The sequence below is a fragment of the Prevotella sp. S7 MS 2 genome (genome assembly GCF_000762865.1).
Lineage (GTDB): Bacteria > Bacteroidota > Bacteroidia > Bacteroidales > Bacteroidaceae > Prevotella.
Map to the genome: position 1 here is coordinate 48,093 of NZ_JRPT01000004.1, position 15,309 is coordinate 63,401.

Genomic DNA, 15,309 nt, shown 5'->3' on the forward strand with positions numbered 1-15,309 from the left:
AAATGTTTGTTGCTCCAACGCAACGTGCGCGACAACTCTTCTGTCACCAGCGGTTACGCCGAAAATCGGTGCAAAGTTACAGCTTTTTCCACGATATGCCAAATGTTATTACATAATTCTTGACGTCATTGGAATATCTCACTGTACTTTTTTGCCAACATTCCTTCCTATGGATTTAATCCCAATTGGGATTCTGTTTCAATACACCTTTGGCCAAATCGATTTCCTTCAGAGGGATTGCCCACAAGTAATCACGGCTTGGATTAAACTTGCGAACTTCTACTTGGAATGGCTTTCCACTATCATCCACGCCCATGACAGGCTTTGTCACTTCTTTCTCAGTAGTCTTATAGCTACGCGTATCGAAGAGATGGATACCTTCAAAGGCCAATTCCAGTCTGCGTTCCAGTCGAATGGCTGTACGCATTTGGTCTTTGTTAAGCCCTGCAGGCAATGCCGGTAGATTAACACTCGGACGCTGACGAACTTCATTCACGGCATCATATACCTGCTGATCGGGTGCTCCGAGACGTTCATTACGAGCCTCTGCAAAGGTAAGCAGCACTTCAGCATAACGTATATAGATAAAGTTGGTCCAGTCATAATTATTGATACCATCATTCTCCGGATTCATATATTTACGCATACAATATCCTGTACGGGTATGACTACCGTCGCCCAATTGCTTAATATCATAGGCTTTACCTGCTATCTGTGCCCCTTTCCAAAGAATAGAGAAAGCCAATCGTGGGTCACGATTTTCAAAAGGCTTAGCCGGATTATAGAGTGGCGACTCCTTGATAGACTTTCCATCGGTACAAGGATAAGCATCTACCATATCTTGAGTGGGCGAAAGAGCTTCCCAACCACCCATCATGATAGGTGCAAAGAACAATCCTATCTTGCTACCTTCCTTAGAATTCTTCGGATTCTCGATATATTCGCGATCGAAGAGTATTTCATCGCAGGTCTCAGCTACCGGTTGAAAAAGGTCACCATAATTATCGTAGAGTTTGAATTGCTTTGAGGCCATCACCTTGGCAGCAGCTTCTTCCGCTACATCATACTTATGGGCATAGAAAGCCACACGCGCTTTTAAGGCATAACAAGCACCGGCGCTGGGTTTACCATGGTCTACAACAGCACGCTTCATAGGCAGATTGGGAGCAGCTTTGTCAAGTAATCCTACGATATAATCATAGGTCTCCTCAGCCGTCTTCCTTGCAGGCATCGTCTCATTGAGTGCCAAAGGATGATCCAAAACAGGCACACCACCCATATATTTTAATAAGGTAGAATAGAAGAATGCCTCCAAGAATTGCACTTCTGCTGTGAGTTGTGCTTTGTCTTTGTCGTTCATCTGGACATCGGTTATCTTCTCTTTGTACACCAAACAGCGACGAATACCTTGATAAGCATCGTTCCATAATTGGAGGAAGTGCGGATTACTCGATGTAGAAGTACCTGCCGAGAGTGCTCCCTGCTCTGCTCCCACATGCACCGGAACAGCATTATCGGTATAGCAATCGGTCATGATGGTGTGGTTCTCAGGCTGTACCAAGTAGAGATAGATACCATTAACATAGCTTTGGGCATCATTGCCGTCTTTCCAAAACGATGCATCTGACTGGCGATCTTTCGGAGTACGCTCTAGAAAACTGTCGTTGCACGATGCAAACAGCAATAAGCCGGCAGCCAACAGTGGAATATATTGTTTGATTTTCATACTGTTCAAAATTTAGAAGTTTATGTTGAGACCGAATGAATAATTGCGTGTCAACGGATAATAGTTACCCGATACCATTTCCGGATCGACACTATCGAAGCCGGAGAGCGTAAAGAGATTGTCAATACTGCAATAGATACGTAGGCGACTGATACCGAACTTAGAGATAAAAGACTTCGGACAGCTGTATCCTACTTGCAAATTTCTCATCTTAAGATAGGATGCATCCTGTACCCAGAAGCTAGAAGTGACACGGTTCTTAGAGTCTTTCATCGACAAGCGAGGCATCGAACCATTGGGATTATCCTTGGTCCAACGATCCAAATACTTATCGGTCACCTTTCCACCATTGTAGAAAGCATAGCGAATCTCGCTCACCGGAAGTCCCTTAACGGCTGCAGAGCCTTGGAATACGGCATTCAAATCGAAGTTACGATATTGTACTGCGAAGTTAAGACCAAAACCAATCTTGGGGAAATACGAACCCAGCACACGGCGGTCGCGACTATCTACAGTCTTATCATCATTCAAATCACGATACTTCAAATCGCCGGGAACAGGTGTACCCATTGTCTGTGCAGGGTGTTTTGTTATCTCGTCAGCACTACGGAAGATACCATCACACTCGTATCCATAGTAAGCCCACAACGGATCGCCTACAGATTGTCCGGGAGTATCGCCCCCCTTGAGGTCGGTTATCTTATTGTGTACGTAGCTGAAGTTGGCATTCAGCGAGTAGTTCCAATCACCAATGTGGTTGTTGTGGCCCAACTGCAATTCAAAACCGGTATTGAGTACGGTTCCGGCATTCTGCATCGGTGCGCCTACACCTGTAATATAGGGAATAGGAAGTTGCAACAATATATCGCGAGTCTCCTTGCGGAAGAAATCGGCCGAGAACGTTAAGCGGTTTCTAAACAGTGTAGCATCAAAACCAACGTTCCACTGTTCGGTCTTTTCCCAAGTAATATTGTTATTAGCCATTGGGCTGGCAATAGAGATACCTGTGTAGAGTTTGTTATTGAAACTATAATCGTAACCGTACACATAAGTATTCTGGAAAGGATAGTTATTAACTACTCCATTCACGTCGATGGTCTCTTGATTACCCAAAAGTCCCCAAGACAGACGCAATTTCAAGTTGTCTACCCAGTCGACTTTGAAGAATTTCTCTTCTGAGATACGCCATCCTACAGAGAAAGAGGGGAATACACCGAAACGTTTATTCTTGGGGAAGCGCGATGTTCCGTCGTCTCTAAGGTTTGCTTCGAATAGATAACGGTTATCATAAGCATAAGTCAGACGACCGAATACAGAGCGAAGTGCATATTCCACTTCGGTACCGGTAGTTGTCTGTCCAGTCACTTCTCCGGCATTAAGCTGGCTAAGTGAGTTAGACAGATTCTTACGCGAAGCTCCTAAAAGACGCGTCTGTTGATAGAGTTGTGAGTAACCCAAAAGCGCACCTATGTCGTGCTTACCAAACGACTTATGGTAGTCCAGATAGGCCTGTAAATTGATTTCGTATGCTTTGGTATCGCTTTCTGCCTGCTTACTTTGCGTCACCTTGATAGGCGTTTCCCGGCCGGCTTCATAGAAACTCATCGAGTTAGTATGTATAGGATTGTCGAGCAGGCTCACCGTAGAAGCTGCCAAGCCTCGCAATTTCAATCCATCGATGATGTCTACTTGTAATCCCAAGCTTCCTTGGAAGTTGGTATTGATTGCCTCATCAGTACCACCAATCCTTGAATAAGCCACAGAATTATGCTCGTTTTTGAACAATGGGTAGTTACCATTGCTGAGTTGGATAGGCGTAGTAGGTGTTTCGCGGAACGCATAATGCATCAAGTTGTCCATACCATCGGCCGGTTGCGTAGACCGACTGCGATACATGGCAAGGTCGGTAGTCAACTTCACACGTTTATTAATCTGTGCATCGATGTTCGTACGCACGTTGAACTTCTTGAAGTTGGTATTTTCTACAAGTCCTTGCTTGTCATAATAGTTCAGTGCTAACGAGTAAGTCACTTTCTCACCACCACCTTTGATACTCACATGGTGATTGTGGAAGAAACCGCTACGCGAGAGTAAAGCATCCAACCAGTCCGAGTTGGGATGCGTATCGGGTGAAGTTCCATCTCTAAATTTCTGCAAATCTTCGTTAGAGAAAGGTGCTGGCACGCCATCGTTCGTATATGCCTCATTCATAAGAGTGGCATAATTGTAAGAGTCTAGATACTTGGGCATGCGCGTAGCTTGCTGCCATCCCACGTAACCGTCGTAACTTACGTTCGTACGACCTTTGCTTCCGCGCTTCGTCGTGATAAGTACTACACCATTAGCAGCACGAACACCGTAGATAGCCGAGGCTGCAGCGTCTTTCAATACCGATATATTCTCAATATCATTGGGGTTGACACTGCTCATACTACTTTCTACTCCGTCGACGATTACCATCGCACTGGCATCGCCCATAGTGCCCAATCCGCGCACACGCATGATTCCTTGGTCGGCCCCCGGCATGCTGCTATTCTGTATGACCGTCACACCGGGCATCAAACCTGTCAACATATTGGTGACATCACTACCCACACGATTGGCCAATTTATCTGAACTGATAGACGCAACAGAACCGGTCAGGTTTACCTTTTTCTGTGTTCCGTAACCTACTACCACCACTTCGTCCAAAGCCTTGTTGTCCTCTTCCAACACAATATTGTATTGGTTAGTATCTCCCTTCACACGAACAACAGCCGGTTTGAAACCGATACACGACACATGGAGTTCGCTTCCGGGTGACACATTAATGGTAAAGTGCCCATCAACATCTGTCACAGCTCCCGCTTTTCGCCCGGCCGAGGTAACCACGGCACCGATAATAGGTTCGCCTTTGTGGTCTTTCACAACCCCAACTACACGTTGCGAGTTCTGTTGTTGTACACTGGCTGCAGGTGAAACATCTGTTACAGCATAGACATGAGCAGGTGTTGCTGAGACTCCGATAGCAAGTACAATGCCTCCAAACAGGCCGATCTTGGATCTTTTTGTCTTTTTCATGTTAATACAGTTTTGTTAATATATAAGTATAGGTTGATTCCTAACAGTTAATAACATCCTTATTCACTACTATATGCATTTCAAAAGGGAAGAAACAACCATGTATCCGACATATTCCCCATGACATGTTATAGTCATAGCTGGCTAGAAATAAGTCATCGTTTTTGTTTATCGGCATAGATTATTTGGCTTTCCGTCCTCATAGCACAAATAGTTATATCTGATGCAAATATACTGTTTTTTTACTTACGTTATTCAAAATAACACAGAAAATTTAAACAATAAATCCGCATTTTAGCCCATTCCCCATCTCGAAACAAAGACTGATAATCACAAAATCCTCACTATTCACCATTACTAACTCCCCACTTCTCACTCTTAACTCCTCACTCTGAATCTGCTGCACGGGCTTGGCAACAATGCTGTCTCGCCTTTGCAACATTGCTGAAAAGTTGAGGCAGCATCGCTGCCAAGCCCGTGCAGCAGATTAAGTTTGCAAGTTTATGACTTAATAAGTTTGTAAGTTGAAGGAGAAAGAGACTAGTTTAAAGAAAGACATAAACTATTTCCAAGTACAAACAGACTTTATAAGTCGTGATATAAGAGCTTTTCTGTCTGAAGGACAACCCATGAATTACCGTATGCCTTTAGGCTTACGGTAAAAGAAGCCGAACATGACCGAGCCTGAAAGGCTCCCCCTCTTTGCCCAATCTCTATATAAAGTGTTGGTGAGAAGGGAAGTCTTACTAGATTCGGAAAATGAAATAAAGATGAGAAATCATTATTATCGTATTTTATTCCTATCTTTGTGCACGTCAAATGGGAAGGCGATTCGGGAATTTATTTCCCGTTTTTTATTTCCACTGGCTTATATATCGCGATTTTTATGTAAATTTGTAATAAGAAGTTACGAAAAGAGTGTAATTTATTGGAAATGAGCGTAGGTTAATCGCTCTTGATAGTAATAGGTTACGATTTAGTTAGTTATCTACTGCATTATCCTTCTGCGCGTTGCGTAACCTTCAAAGAACTCTTCGTATGCAAAAGTAGCTATTTAATTCGAGATTTTGATATAAACTCCCGTTTTTTTATTTCCTCATTCATAAGATTTTTCCGTAAAAGCGGTTTTGTTAGTCGGAACACCATTGCCCAAAACGAGTTTTGAACAAACGTGTGCCGACTACCGCATAGCCGGAGAAAAGGGCATTGTCTCACGCCTAAACGATGTTTAGACAGATGAAGCAGTGCCCCTTTCTTTTGCGCCTATGCCAAGAGGTGCTTTTACGGGTTTTCAGATGATTTTTCTTTTTTCGCTGTCCCTTTTGCCGGAAGCGGAAAGTGAATGCAGAGTGTGTCAGCCTGCCCCATGAATGAAGCAGACGGACACACACAGCCGGGCAAACCGGGAATAATGATTGTTGTCGCCCGGCTGGACAAGTTCCGTCGGATCGGAAACAATCATACTTCCTTTGGTGGGGTTTGCCCATTTCACGCTCCGGTGATGTCTTTTCCCTTTTGGTGATTCCTTTTTTACGGATTTTCTCCTGAAGTTTTTTCTACCCAATCTGCCTCTGTTTTCGTTTACCTCCATTTTGCGCCTTTCAGTGAGCCGCATCAGTCAGTCATTTTCGTTCTGGGCGCAAAGGTAATTCCGGGATTGGACGGGAAAGCAAGGTCAAGCCTCCTGTTTTCGGTAAAAATCTCCAGCCCTGCGGGTAGTATTTTGACCGAAAAACCTTGCATTCCCTAATCCCTACCTTTTCAAGCACCCGAAACGAAAACGACCGATGCGACAGAAAGACGCATAAAAAAAATGTCGGATAAACGAGAGGCAGATAAGATAGTTTGAAACTCAACTCCCTCAGCTCTTGAATCCGCATAAAAAAACAAAAAATCAAAAAACAACGGATATGAGAACAGCGATAGCAACAAAATTCGTGGCATGGGAAGTACCAAATTTGGAGAACCTGCAAGACTGCAAGGTGTACGGACTTCGTAGCAAACTCAACAACGGAGAAAAATTGAGCCGAGAGGAAAAGGACTGGCTTACACGCAACGTGAACAGCAATTCCTATTTCAATAGCGCAGTACCCCTGCAAGGTTGGAAGTTTGACTTCTCCGACATTCTCCGAACCTACATCGTGAAGCAGTACGGACATTGGGCGGAATACAAGGCTACCGACAAGACCGCACTCCGCAGTTTCCTTTACGGCAGGATTGACAGCATCGTGGAACTTAACAAGTAAATACGGCTATGACAGCAACGGCAAATTTCAGACAAGTGGCGCAATACATCGGGTTGGCGATATGCGGCTTGATGATGCGCACCGCCTTCAGGGTGTTCGGCATCCTTTGGGGCATCATCAGAGAGATTGTAAACGAAGTGTTCCGAGTGGCGATAGGTGTAATCGTGGCTATCCTTTCCACCATAGCCTTCTTCGGCTTCATTCTTTGGTTATTCACCCTTTAACCCTTACCGATATGGCAAAGAGAAACAGCAGGACGGTAGCGCAGCAGTGCAGATATTACGAGGTGGACAACATCTTCGTGTATATGGTGGAAACGTACATCAACGGCAACATATCCGTGTTCCGTGAACTCTACCACGAACTGAACAAGGACGCACGGAGGGACTTCATGGACTTCCTTCTCAGCGAGGTAGAGCCGACCTATTGGAGAGAGATACTGAAACAGACAATCTAAAAACGACAGCGATATGAAAGGAACAGACCATTTCAAGAGAACGATACAGATGTATCTGGAACAGCGTGCGGAAGAGGATGCGCTCTTTGCGAAGAACTACCGCAACCCTGTCAAGAACATAGACGAGTGCGTGACCTATATTCTGAACTACGTGAAGAAAAGCGGTTGCAACGGCTTCACGGACGGAGAGATATTCGGGCAAGCCGTACACTACTATGACGAGAACGAGATAGAGGTAGGCAAGCCGATGAACTGCCAAGTGGTAGTGAACCACGTTGTGGAACTCACGGCAGAGGAAAAGGCGGAGGCACGTCAGAACGCTGTCCGCAGATACCAAGAGGAAGAACTCCGCAAGTTGCAGAACCGTCACAGACCGTCAGCGAGAAAAGAAACTCAATCACAACCCTCATTATTTGATTTAGGCTTATGAAACCGAGAACACGCATACAGCAGGAAGTCGCACGTTTGAGCAAGCGACTACCGGGATTGACCGAAGAACAAAGGGCATACGCTTTCCGCCATTGCTTCAAGCATTACGCAGTCAAGAGGGCAAACGGCACGAACATCTGCACCGAGTGCGGACATTCGTGGAAAAGCGACCACGACCTTGCAGACACCGTTTGCGGATGCACCTGTCCCCGTTGCGGTATGGAGTTGGAAGCGTTGCGCACCCGAAAGAGCGTTTTCAGAGATATGGAGTATTTTTCCATTGTCACCACCTGCAAGCAGTACCAAGTAATACGCTTCTTCTCCGTCAAGTCCCGATACAAGGCAGGAAAGCCAGCAGAGTATTCCATCTTTGAAGTGGTGCAGAGGTGGATTGCTCCCGATGGCAGGACAACGACCGTTGCCCGACTGCGTGGTATGTCATTTATCTACTATGACCAATGGTCGGAATACAGCGACATGGAGGTGCGCAAGAACCAAGAAATTCGGGCATACGACATCACTCCAAGATGCACCTACCCCCGACAGCGTTTCATACCCGAAGTGAAGCGAAACGGCTTCAAGGGCGAATATCACAACATTCTGCCTTACGACCTTTTCAAAGGCATTCTTTCAGACAGCCGTGCGGAAACGCTGTTGAAGGCTGGGCAATATCAGATGTTGCGCTACTACCTGCACCACTCTTTCAATATCGGGGAGTATTGGGCGTCAATCAAGATATGTATCCGCAACGGCTACACCATCGCTGACGGCTCTATGTGGCGTGACACGATAGACCTCCTGCGACACTTCGGCAAGGACACGAACAGCCCGAAGTACGTATGCCCCCAAGACCTCAAAGCCGAACACGACAGGTTGGTGGCAAGACGCAACCGCCAAAGGGAACGTGAACTGACTGAACAGCAACGGCAGAAAGCGGTTGAGGACGAAAAGCAATATCTGAAAGCCAAAGGCATATTCTTCGGACTTGTCTTTTCCGACAGCCTTATCTGCGTCAAGGTCATAGAGAGCGTGGAGGAAATGGTTGAGGAAGGACGGATGATGCACCATTGCGTGGGTGGCTACCACAATCGGGAAAACTCCCTTATCCTTTCAGCGACCATTGACGGCAGACGCATAGAAACGGTGGAAGTGTCCTTGAAAACCTTTGAGGTGGTGCAGTGTCGTGGCTTATGCAACGAGAACACCGAATACCACGAGCGCATCATAGACCTTGTGAACAAGAACGCCAATCTTATCCGTGAGCGGATGAAAGCGGCATAGCATCAACCCTAAAACAACATTGATATGGAAGTAAGAATTGAAAGTATGATTTGCGTGTGGGACGATAAAATCCCCACCTTGTTCCTTGAATTTGTAAACCTCCTCACTCTCACAACGAGTGAGGGGGAATTGAGAAAGAGCGTAAAGGCGTTTGCCGAGAAGCACGAACTTGACAAGTTTTTCTTTTACGGCTTCGGCTCACACCATTTCTATCTGCATCAACGCTACACGAGCAATCCCGAAATGGTGATGAAGAACAGAGTTCTGTCAGTACATTTTTAACCATCTAAAAAGCAACATTATGGCAACACGAATGACCATCAACGGAGTAAGCACCTGCACGGAAGCAGGTACGGAGAAATACGAGCGTTTCCAATCGGGTATCGGCAGACGCAGGCGGACACTTGTGCAGTATGACTACCGTCACACTGACGGAGAATTGTTCGCTTGTGTCAAACCCACATTGGACGAGTGCCGAACCGCAAGGAACAAGTGGCTGAACGCAAAGCAGGGAAAGGAGGACAACCGATGAACACGACCTATCAGACGCTGATAGTCAAGTTCAGCGAACCTATCACGGCATTGGACGGTATCTTTGACGATGCCGAAGCGTGGGGAACGAACACCCTCAAAGGGTGGATAGATGATTACGAAAGCACACGTTTCACCGCCACCGACAGCCATACGGCAGTCATCACAAGCGAGTACAACATGGAATGTGTGAAAGAGTGGCTGCAACGGCAGACACCCATTGCCGAGATGCGAGAATTTTGAACAAGTTGGCGGTGTCCGCACCGCCAACACTTAAAACCTTAAAAACAAAGGATATGATAGCAAAGACGATATTACAGCAGATAGGCGGAAAACGCTTTACCGCCATGACGGGCAGCAGGGATTTCATTGATATGGGCAACGGCTTACGGATGAGCCTTGCAAGGAACAAGACAAGCGCAAACCGCCTTGACATCATCTATGATGCAGGGGCAGACCTCTACAATATGCGCTTCTACCGCAAGACATTCAGCAAAAAGACGTTCGAGTGCAAGGAAAAGGACATTGCCGTACACGAGGGAGTTTATTTTGATATGCTGGAAGAAATGTTCACGATGGTGACAGGACTTTACACACGCTTTTGAGTGGCGGGGCGGCGAAAGCCGCCCTACTTTCTTTCAGTGAGCATGATGGCGGACAAAGAAAGTAGCAAAGAAACCTTTGTCCAATCTGCGATACCATTCACAAAAAACAAGTTTTAATCATGGAAACAATCAGACAGAACGGAAAAATCATCTTGCACGGCAACGACGGCATCAGCATAAAGATGATTTTCAGAAACCTTACGGGAAAGAATTTTCAAGGAAAGGAGTATGCGGACTATATCCGTCACATCGCAATCGGGAGCATGGGATTTACACCCGGCAGCATCGAACTTTGCAGGGATGGTGACGTGATAGACACGGGTATAATCCCAAATGTATGAAAAACGGAAAATCCGATGAAGTTGGCTGCTTCATCGGATTTTTTAATTTAACTATATATCCCAATCAGGTTTTACAATTTTGGGATAACGTTGTTGTCTAACGGTTTTCAACTTTTCCATATAAAATAAATAAATCTCCTTATATGAACCAAAACCGGACTGTTGCATATCCTCTTCGATGGATAAACCACCAAAAACCAATAACCATAATCTTAATGCAACACCTAAGTAGCCCCAAAGTGGATCCATTTCATGTAATTCCAGTTTAGTAACTAAATTTTCTATTCGGACATCCATATCTGGATGAGTTCCACTACCAGAAATAGAATCTTCGCCCATCAATAAAAGGGCTGCTAATACAGTTGCGACACCTGCCTTATATGTATTTCCCCATGCAGAGTCATATTCAGTCTGAATAAAACTGATTGCCGTATCATCTGCGGCAATTTCATCATCTATAGTATGGGAAAACGTCTGTTGTATTTGTGTATGACCTAAATAATTATGTGAAAATTCGTGGGCATATATAAATGCTATCGAAGCACAATATACACAATTTGTGTGACTTATAATATTTTCAAATTGCTGAGGATTACAGATGTTGGGCGTTACCCAATAGGCATCCCTATTGAAGTTATGCAGTAATTGCCGTCCTCTAAAAAAGCAATCATTAGCATACTCTACATCAACCATATTGGGTTTATAACCATATTTGTTTATGCCAACAGCGTCCATTATTGGAATATGTATTACATTCTCAAAATAGGCATTAAGATAAATACATACAGACCATAAATACTGACAAAAGTTTTCGTTGATATAGATATGATTTAATCCATTGCTATCTTTTTTTATTTCCGCAACATCGCTAATAGCTTTTCCTTCCCTTATGAATGTAAATCGACGAGAAAAGTTATTGATATTACAATCGTCTTTTATCGCATCTAACAGTTCAAAAACTTCTTCGATACATTGAATAGCATCATCAGATAGCTGTTCAACAGGCAAATAGTATATTTCTTTTGCTTCTTTCATTTTACAAATCTTATTCGCAAAGGTAGTATGTTAATTTGTATTAGACGCTAAAAATCCTTGCGATATTGTTTACCGCAAGGATTTTTAGTCATATCACGGGATATACAGCAGTGCAAACTCCGCCTTTCTCCGTTTGAGCAACATGGCGTGGCGTTTCCCTTTGTAGTTGCAGAAGGCTATATACTCACGGTAGATGTTCCTGTCGCCAGTTTCCAGCTTCTTGATTAAGGTGCTTTTGGGGATTGTCTTGCTGCCTAAGAGCTTCGCCGGTCCCACATTGTAAGCTAACGTGCCAAGCAAAGTCGAATCAACTCCGAATTTACGGAACATGGCGACAAATTTGCGCAGGTCTTTCCTCAAAAGTTCATCCGCCTGCCGTTTCGTCATGGTTCGTGCCGAATACCTTTCGCCCGGCAAAATTTTGTGCCCCCAACCCACGTATGGGTGGTGTTTCTCCGAGTGCCAGCCTTCAAAATATTTCGTGCAGCGCACCGCCCTCTCGAAAAGTGGCAGACGGTAGATTGCCGCCTGCCCGTCCGCTCCCTCTTGGCGGCTGATCTGTGCGGACACAGAACAGACCGCCAGAAGCGAACAGAGCATTATCATGAATACACGCATCATCTTCATACACGTTTGAAACCTCCGATGGGAATGGCGGTAAAGCCGTCATCTTTCACGTTCCGGTTGTTGAAGTCAAATTCTAATTCGTAGGAATTTTTGAAATTGTCCTCCACCACCACGATGAAATTATGAGCCTCGTCGCCCTCCGCCGTGTAGTACAGGCGGAACTTCCCGTTCTCCAGCAGGTAGCGGTCGTTGGGCAGGAAGGTGATGCCGTTATCCATTTTCAACTTTCCTTCTCCCTCAAACTGAAAATAGCGGATGGTGTAAAGCGTGTTAGCGAAGTCGCCCTCTTTTTTCAGCTCACAGCGGATTTCCACCGTCTGCCCCTTCGTCACCTTGTTCGGCACGGGCATGACCTCCACCGTGAAGGGATAGGACTGCTGGATGTCCATGTCGTCGTCGCACGATACGAGGGTGAATGACACGGCGGCTATCAGGCATAACGCCACCGCCTTGAAGATGTTTGTTCTCTTGTTTCTGTTGTTCAGTATGTTCATTTTTCTTCGATTTTTAGATGGTTGTTTTTCTGTTTTTCGTTGTCTGTTGCAGGTACTCGTTCAAGTCCTTGCAACCGTCATAGAGGGAGGAACGGTCGGCGACACGCGCCCCATACCGTTTGGCAAGAGCGTCAAGCGTCCGCCGTCCGGCTTCGTCACAGTCGAGGAAGCATCCGATGCGCCCGTAGCCGTCCAGCAATCCCGCCGCCTTCTCCACGTTGGCGACGGAGTTCAGCACAAGGCAGTCAGCGTTACCGGTTACACCAAGCGTCACGGCGGAGAGAAAGTCCATGAAGCCCTCGAACACGAGGCACTCGTCAGCCAAGATGTCATTCGCCTTTACCAGTGATACAGACTTCGGAGGTATGCACCCCTTGAAAAATCGGCTTCTGACTTCATAACCTCCTGCCATGTTCGGGAAACCGACGGCAAAATACCGTTTCCCACGAACGCCGTAGTTCAGACGATAACAGTGGCGGGATGCGATAGCGTAAGGAATGCCCCGTTCTGACAGATACTCCGTCAGCGGTGAGCGGAGCAGCGGAGCGACCTCCACATCCTCAAAGACAGGCTCGACAGGCTTCGGGAGATAGGTCGGCTTTTCCCATCCGGCAACCGTCATATTGGCGGCTTCCGCTATGAACTTCGCCTGCGTCCTAAAGTCACCGCTTTGCAGAAACTCCCCGGCAAGCGTGAAGATGTCGCCGCCCTTGCCCAAACCGAAGTCGTACCAGAGCTGTTTCGCCACGTTCACACGGAAAGAGGGTGTGCGCTCGCCTCTGTACGGGGCGATATACCACAGCTCGTTACCGCTCTTTCTGACAGGCTCATGCCCCAGTCGTGCGAGAAAATCCGCAAGCGGTATCCGTCTGACTGCATCTATTTCCGCCCGTTCCATACCCGTGTCAGTTGATGATGAACTTGATGCCGACCCCGAACTGCGTGTGAAACTTCCGTGTGTCGCCACCCCAAAGGCAACGCTCACGCAGGTTGGCAAGCAGGGCGATACGGTCTGCCACGTAACACTCCACATCGAGCGTCAGCGCACCGCCGTAGATGAAGGCATCCCGGTCGTGCAGCGTGGAGCCGTCATACAGCACCTTCTTTCCCCAATTCACCGACTCATATCCGGCGAGAGCCGAAGCCCCGGCATAGACGAACACGATTTTTCGGGCGTCCGACAGTATCTTGAAGTAATAGCCGCCCTCCGCCGTGAACTGCGCCACTGGTATCTTGGTGTCCTTGTAGGGGTTGTTCTTCAGGAGGTATTCGCCACCGAACACCCACTTGTTCCCCCTCTTCGTGTAAGTGGAGAGTGCCGCACCAAAACTGTACCCGCCGTCCTTGCCACCGGGATTGAAGCCGTCCGCCATATTCGCCCTCACCTCGATGCCCTGCATCTTAGGCAGGCATCGCTGGGCGTGCGCCTGCCCTGTAAAAAGGGCAAGCGACGCGATGATTATTGCGATGTACTTTCTCATGGTCAGCGCACTTGAAGTTCGTTGATGGTATTGGCGCGTACCAAATCCTCGTTCTCAATCACGAAGGACTGGTGACGGCCGCCGTTCTTCTCGTTCAGCTCCACCACGAGGCACTTGTCGTCGGGGATGGTGAACTTCGCCATCGTGAAGACCGTGCGCTCACTCTTTTTGCCCGGCACGAGGGTGGCGTAGTTCTGCGCACGGAGCGGCAGGATGATCTGCTCCTGCACGGCGGTACGCTTCGCCACCTTCTTGTCCACGATTTTCCAAGTGATGTAGTCCACATCGAAAGGCACGTTGCTCTGGTTCTTTATCTCCGTGTGGAAATAAAGCAAGCCGTTGTGCGTGTAGATGCCTTTCAGAAGATATTGGATGCCGAAACGCTTGCAGCCGATATGCTTCACCTCGCGCTTGTTCTGCTTGTAAATTGACTTCATGATAAGGCGCACCAGCATCGGGCTTTCGCTGCCCAGCTCTTTCAGATAGATTTCCTGCGCGTTGTTCGGGCGGTTCACCGTGCTGCCGTCATGGATGAAGTCGCACATTTCCACGTTGAGCAACAGAGGTTCGGCGGCGTACTTCACGTTGAAGGTGTAGAAACTGCCGTCCTCCGTGATGACGGACATATTCGTTTCGTTGGGAAAATTTCTCACGGTAGCCTTCACGCGGATGACGTTCTCCGCTCCGTCGGCTTTCCCGGCAATCAAGTCGGGCGAGCCTAAATCCACATAGCGCACCTCCGCCGGAAAAATGACGTGGACGGTCTTGTCGTAGGTCACTTCCAGACCGTGCGGCGGTATCATGCGGTCGAAGGTCAGCTTGCGTGACAGCCCGTGATACAGGTCGCCGTCCGCCGCCTTCTGCGGATAGACCTCCTTCGTCAAGGTCGGTTGTTCACTCCCGTTGGTCGTTTCAACGGTTACATTCTCCTGCGCGTTGGCAGTTGCGATGCCCATAGCGAGGGCAAACATGATGATTACTTTTCTCATTACTTTT

General features: G+C 47.0%; 18 protein-coding genes and 1 pseudogene. 10 read left to right on the forward strand and 9 right to left on the reverse strand.

Going from position 1 to position 15,309, the window contains the following annotated elements; translation table 11 throughout:
• Positions 1-175: 175 nt before the first annotated feature.
• From HMPREF0671_RS01780 to HMPREF0671_RS12625, 3 genes and pseudogenes are all read right to left on the reverse strand, one after another.
• Complete coding sequence (locus HMPREF0671_RS01780) at positions 176-1,726, reverse strand: RagB/SusD family nutrient uptake outer membrane protein (RefSeq protein ID WP_036896350.1); 1,551 nt, start codon at positions 1,724-1,726, stop codon at positions 176-178.
• 12 nt (positions 1,727-1,738) lie between these two features.
• Positions 1,739-4,786, reverse strand: a complete 3,048-nt coding sequence (locus tag HMPREF0671_RS01785) for a TonB-dependent receptor (RefSeq protein ID WP_052052756.1) — start codon at positions 4,784-4,786, stop codon at positions 1,739-1,741.
• Between the two features lie 1,022 nt (positions 4,787-5,808).
• Positions 5,809-6,022, reverse strand: a pseudogene (locus HMPREF0671_RS12625) (hypothetical protein).
• A 674-nt stretch (positions 6,023-6,696) separates the two neighbouring features.
• Here HMPREF0671_RS12625 and HMPREF0671_RS01795 point away from each other — a divergent pair.
• The 10 genes from HMPREF0671_RS01795 (at position 6,697) to HMPREF0671_RS01835 (ending at position 10,676) form a co-directional block, all read left to right on the forward strand.
• A complete protein-coding gene (locus tag HMPREF0671_RS01795) occupies positions 6,697-7,032 on the forward strand; it encodes a hypothetical protein (RefSeq protein ID WP_036896397.1) in 336 nt (111 codons plus the stop codon).
• Positions 7,033-7,040: 8 nt separating this feature from the next.
• Positions 7,041-7,256, forward strand: coding sequence for a hypothetical protein (locus tag HMPREF0671_RS11880; RefSeq protein ID WP_084589702.1), 216 nt, complete (start codon positions 7,041-7,043; stop codon positions 7,254-7,256).
• Between the two features lie 11 nt (positions 7,257-7,267).
• Complete coding sequence (locus tag HMPREF0671_RS01805; RefSeq protein WP_036896355.1) at positions 7,268-7,489, forward strand: hypothetical protein; 222 nt, start codon at positions 7,268-7,270, stop codon at positions 7,487-7,489.
• Positions 7,490-7,502: 13 nt separating this feature from the next.
• Complete coding sequence (locus HMPREF0671_RS01810) at positions 7,503-7,919, forward strand: PcfK-like family protein (RefSeq protein ID WP_036896357.1); 417 nt, start codon at positions 7,503-7,505, stop codon at positions 7,917-7,919.
• Complete coding sequence (locus tag HMPREF0671_RS01815; protein ID WP_036896362.1) at positions 7,916-9,199, forward strand: PcfJ domain-containing protein; 1,284 nt, start codon at positions 7,916-7,918, stop codon at positions 9,197-9,199. The genes HMPREF0671_RS01810 and HMPREF0671_RS01815 overlap by 4 nt, the downstream gene beginning before the upstream one ends.
• Before the next feature lie 24 nt (positions 9,200-9,223).
• Positions 9,224-9,481 (forward strand): hypothetical protein, encoded by a 258-nt coding sequence (locus HMPREF0671_RS01820; protein WP_036896363.1) that lies wholly within the window; start codon positions 9,224-9,226, stop codon positions 9,479-9,481.
• 19 nt (positions 9,482-9,500) lie between these two features.
• A complete protein-coding gene (locus HMPREF0671_RS11885; RefSeq protein ID WP_084589703.1) occupies positions 9,501-9,731 on the forward strand; it encodes a DUF3873 domain-containing protein in 231 nt (76 codons plus the stop codon).
• Positions 9,671-9,973 (forward strand): hypothetical protein, encoded by a 303-nt coding sequence (locus HMPREF0671_RS01825; protein ID WP_369793912.1) that lies wholly within the window; start codon positions 9,671-9,673, stop codon positions 9,971-9,973. The genes HMPREF0671_RS11885 and HMPREF0671_RS01825 overlap by 61 nt, the downstream gene beginning before the upstream one ends.
• A 53-nt stretch (positions 9,974-10,026) precedes the next feature.
• Positions 10,027-10,335: a hypothetical protein gene (locus tag HMPREF0671_RS01830; protein ID WP_036896400.1), complete on the forward strand. Its 309-nt coding sequence runs from the start codon at positions 10,027-10,029 to the stop codon at positions 10,333-10,335.
• A gap of 119 nt (positions 10,336-10,454) precedes the next feature.
• Positions 10,455-10,676, forward strand: coding sequence for a hypothetical protein (locus HMPREF0671_RS01835; RefSeq protein WP_036896364.1), 222 nt, complete (start codon positions 10,455-10,457; stop codon positions 10,674-10,676).
• A 51-nt stretch (positions 10,677-10,727) separates the two neighbouring features.
• On the opposite strand, the gene HMPREF0671_RS01840 is transcribed toward HMPREF0671_RS01835, so the two are convergent.
• The 6 genes from HMPREF0671_RS01840 to traN all read right to left on the reverse strand — a co-directional run bounded on the left by HMPREF0671_RS01840 (position 10,728) and on the right by traN (position 15,302).
• Positions 10,728-11,711 carry a phage exclusion protein Lit family protein gene (locus HMPREF0671_RS01840; RefSeq protein WP_036896365.1) on the reverse strand — a complete coding sequence of 328 codons (984 nt, stop codon included), beginning with the start codon at positions 11,709-11,711 and terminating at the stop codon, positions 10,728-10,730.
• Positions 11,712-11,804: 93 nt separating this feature from the next.
• Positions 11,805-12,332 (reverse strand): lysozyme, encoded by a 528-nt coding sequence (locus tag HMPREF0671_RS01845; RefSeq protein WP_036896401.1) that lies wholly within the window; start codon positions 12,330-12,332, stop codon positions 11,805-11,807.
• A gap of 2 nt (positions 12,333-12,334) precedes the next feature.
• Entirely contained in the window at positions 12,335-12,832 is a 498-nt protein-coding gene (locus HMPREF0671_RS01850) for a DUF3872 domain-containing protein (RefSeq protein ID WP_005790779.1), read from the reverse strand.
• A 13-nt stretch (positions 12,833-12,845) separates the two neighbouring features.
• Positions 12,846-13,730 (reverse strand): toprim domain-containing protein, encoded by an 885-nt coding sequence (locus HMPREF0671_RS01855; RefSeq protein WP_036896367.1) that lies wholly within the window; start codon positions 13,728-13,730, stop codon positions 12,846-12,848.
• Between the two features lie 7 nt (positions 13,731-13,737).
• A complete protein-coding gene (locus HMPREF0671_RS01860; RefSeq protein ID WP_036896369.1) occupies positions 13,738-14,313 on the reverse strand; it encodes a conjugal transfer protein TraO in 576 nt (191 codons plus the stop codon).
• Between the two features lie 2 nt (positions 14,314-14,315).
• Complete coding sequence (traN, locus tag HMPREF0671_RS01865; RefSeq protein ID WP_036896370.1) at positions 14,316-15,302, reverse strand: conjugative transposon protein TraN; 987 nt, start codon at positions 15,300-15,302, stop codon at positions 14,316-14,318.
• Between the last annotated feature and the right edge of the window lie 7 nt (positions 15,303-15,309).

Bases quoted from the DNA above. Each gene is read 5' to 3' on its own strand.
- HMPREF0671_RS01780 (WP_036896350.1), bottom strand. From the start codon at position 1,726: ATGAAAATCAAACAATATATTCCACTGTTGGCTGCCGGCTTATTGCTG.
- HMPREF0671_RS01785 (WP_052052756.1), bottom strand. From the start codon at position 4,786: ATGAAAAAGACAAAAAGATCCAAGATCGGCCTGTTTGGAGGCATTGTA.
- HMPREF0671_RS01795 (WP_036896397.1), top strand. From the start codon at position 6,697: ATGAGAACAGCGATAGCAACAAAATTCGTGGCATGGGAAGTACCAAAT.
- HMPREF0671_RS11880 (WP_084589702.1), top strand. From the start codon at position 7,041: ATGACAGCAACGGCAAATTTCAGACAAGTGGCGCAATACATCGGGTTG.
- HMPREF0671_RS01805 (WP_036896355.1), top strand. From the start codon at position 7,268: ATGGCAAAGAGAAACAGCAGGACGGTAGCGCAGCAGTGCAGATATTAC.
- HMPREF0671_RS01810 (WP_036896357.1), top strand. From the start codon at position 7,503: ATGAAAGGAACAGACCATTTCAAGAGAACGATACAGATGTATCTGGAA.
- HMPREF0671_RS01815 (WP_036896362.1), top strand. From the start codon at position 7,916: ATGAAACCGAGAACACGCATACAGCAGGAAGTCGCACGTTTGAGCAAG.
- HMPREF0671_RS01820 (WP_036896363.1), top strand. From the start codon at position 9,224: ATGGAAGTAAGAATTGAAAGTATGATTTGCGTGTGGGACGATAAAATC.
- HMPREF0671_RS11885 (WP_084589703.1), top strand. From the start codon at position 9,501: ATGGCAACACGAATGACCATCAACGGAGTAAGCACCTGCACGGAAGCA.
- HMPREF0671_RS01830 (WP_036896400.1), top strand. From the start codon at position 10,027: ATGATAGCAAAGACGATATTACAGCAGATAGGCGGAAAACGCTTTACC.
- HMPREF0671_RS01835 (WP_036896364.1), top strand. From the start codon at position 10,455: ATGGAAACAATCAGACAGAACGGAAAAATCATCTTGCACGGCAACGAC.
- HMPREF0671_RS01840 (WP_036896365.1), bottom strand. From the start codon at position 11,711: ATGAAAGAAGCAAAAGAAATATACTATTTGCCTGTTGAACAGCTATCT.
- HMPREF0671_RS01845 (WP_036896401.1), bottom strand. From the start codon at position 12,332: ATGATGCGTGTATTCATGATAATGCTCTGTTCGCTTCTGGCGGTCTGT.
- HMPREF0671_RS01850 (WP_005790779.1), bottom strand. From the start codon at position 12,832: ATGAACATACTGAACAACAGAAACAAGAGAACAAACATCTTCAAGGCG.
- HMPREF0671_RS01855 (WP_036896367.1), bottom strand. From the start codon at position 13,730: ATGGAACGGGCGGAAATAGATGCAGTCAGACGGATACCGCTTGCGGAT.
- HMPREF0671_RS01860 (WP_036896369.1), bottom strand. From the start codon at position 14,313: ATGAGAAAGTACATCGCAATAATCATCGCGTCGCTTGCCCTTTTTACA.
- traN (WP_036896370.1), bottom strand. From the start codon at position 15,302: ATGAGAAAAGTAATCATCATGTTTGCCCTCGCTATGGGCATCGCAACT.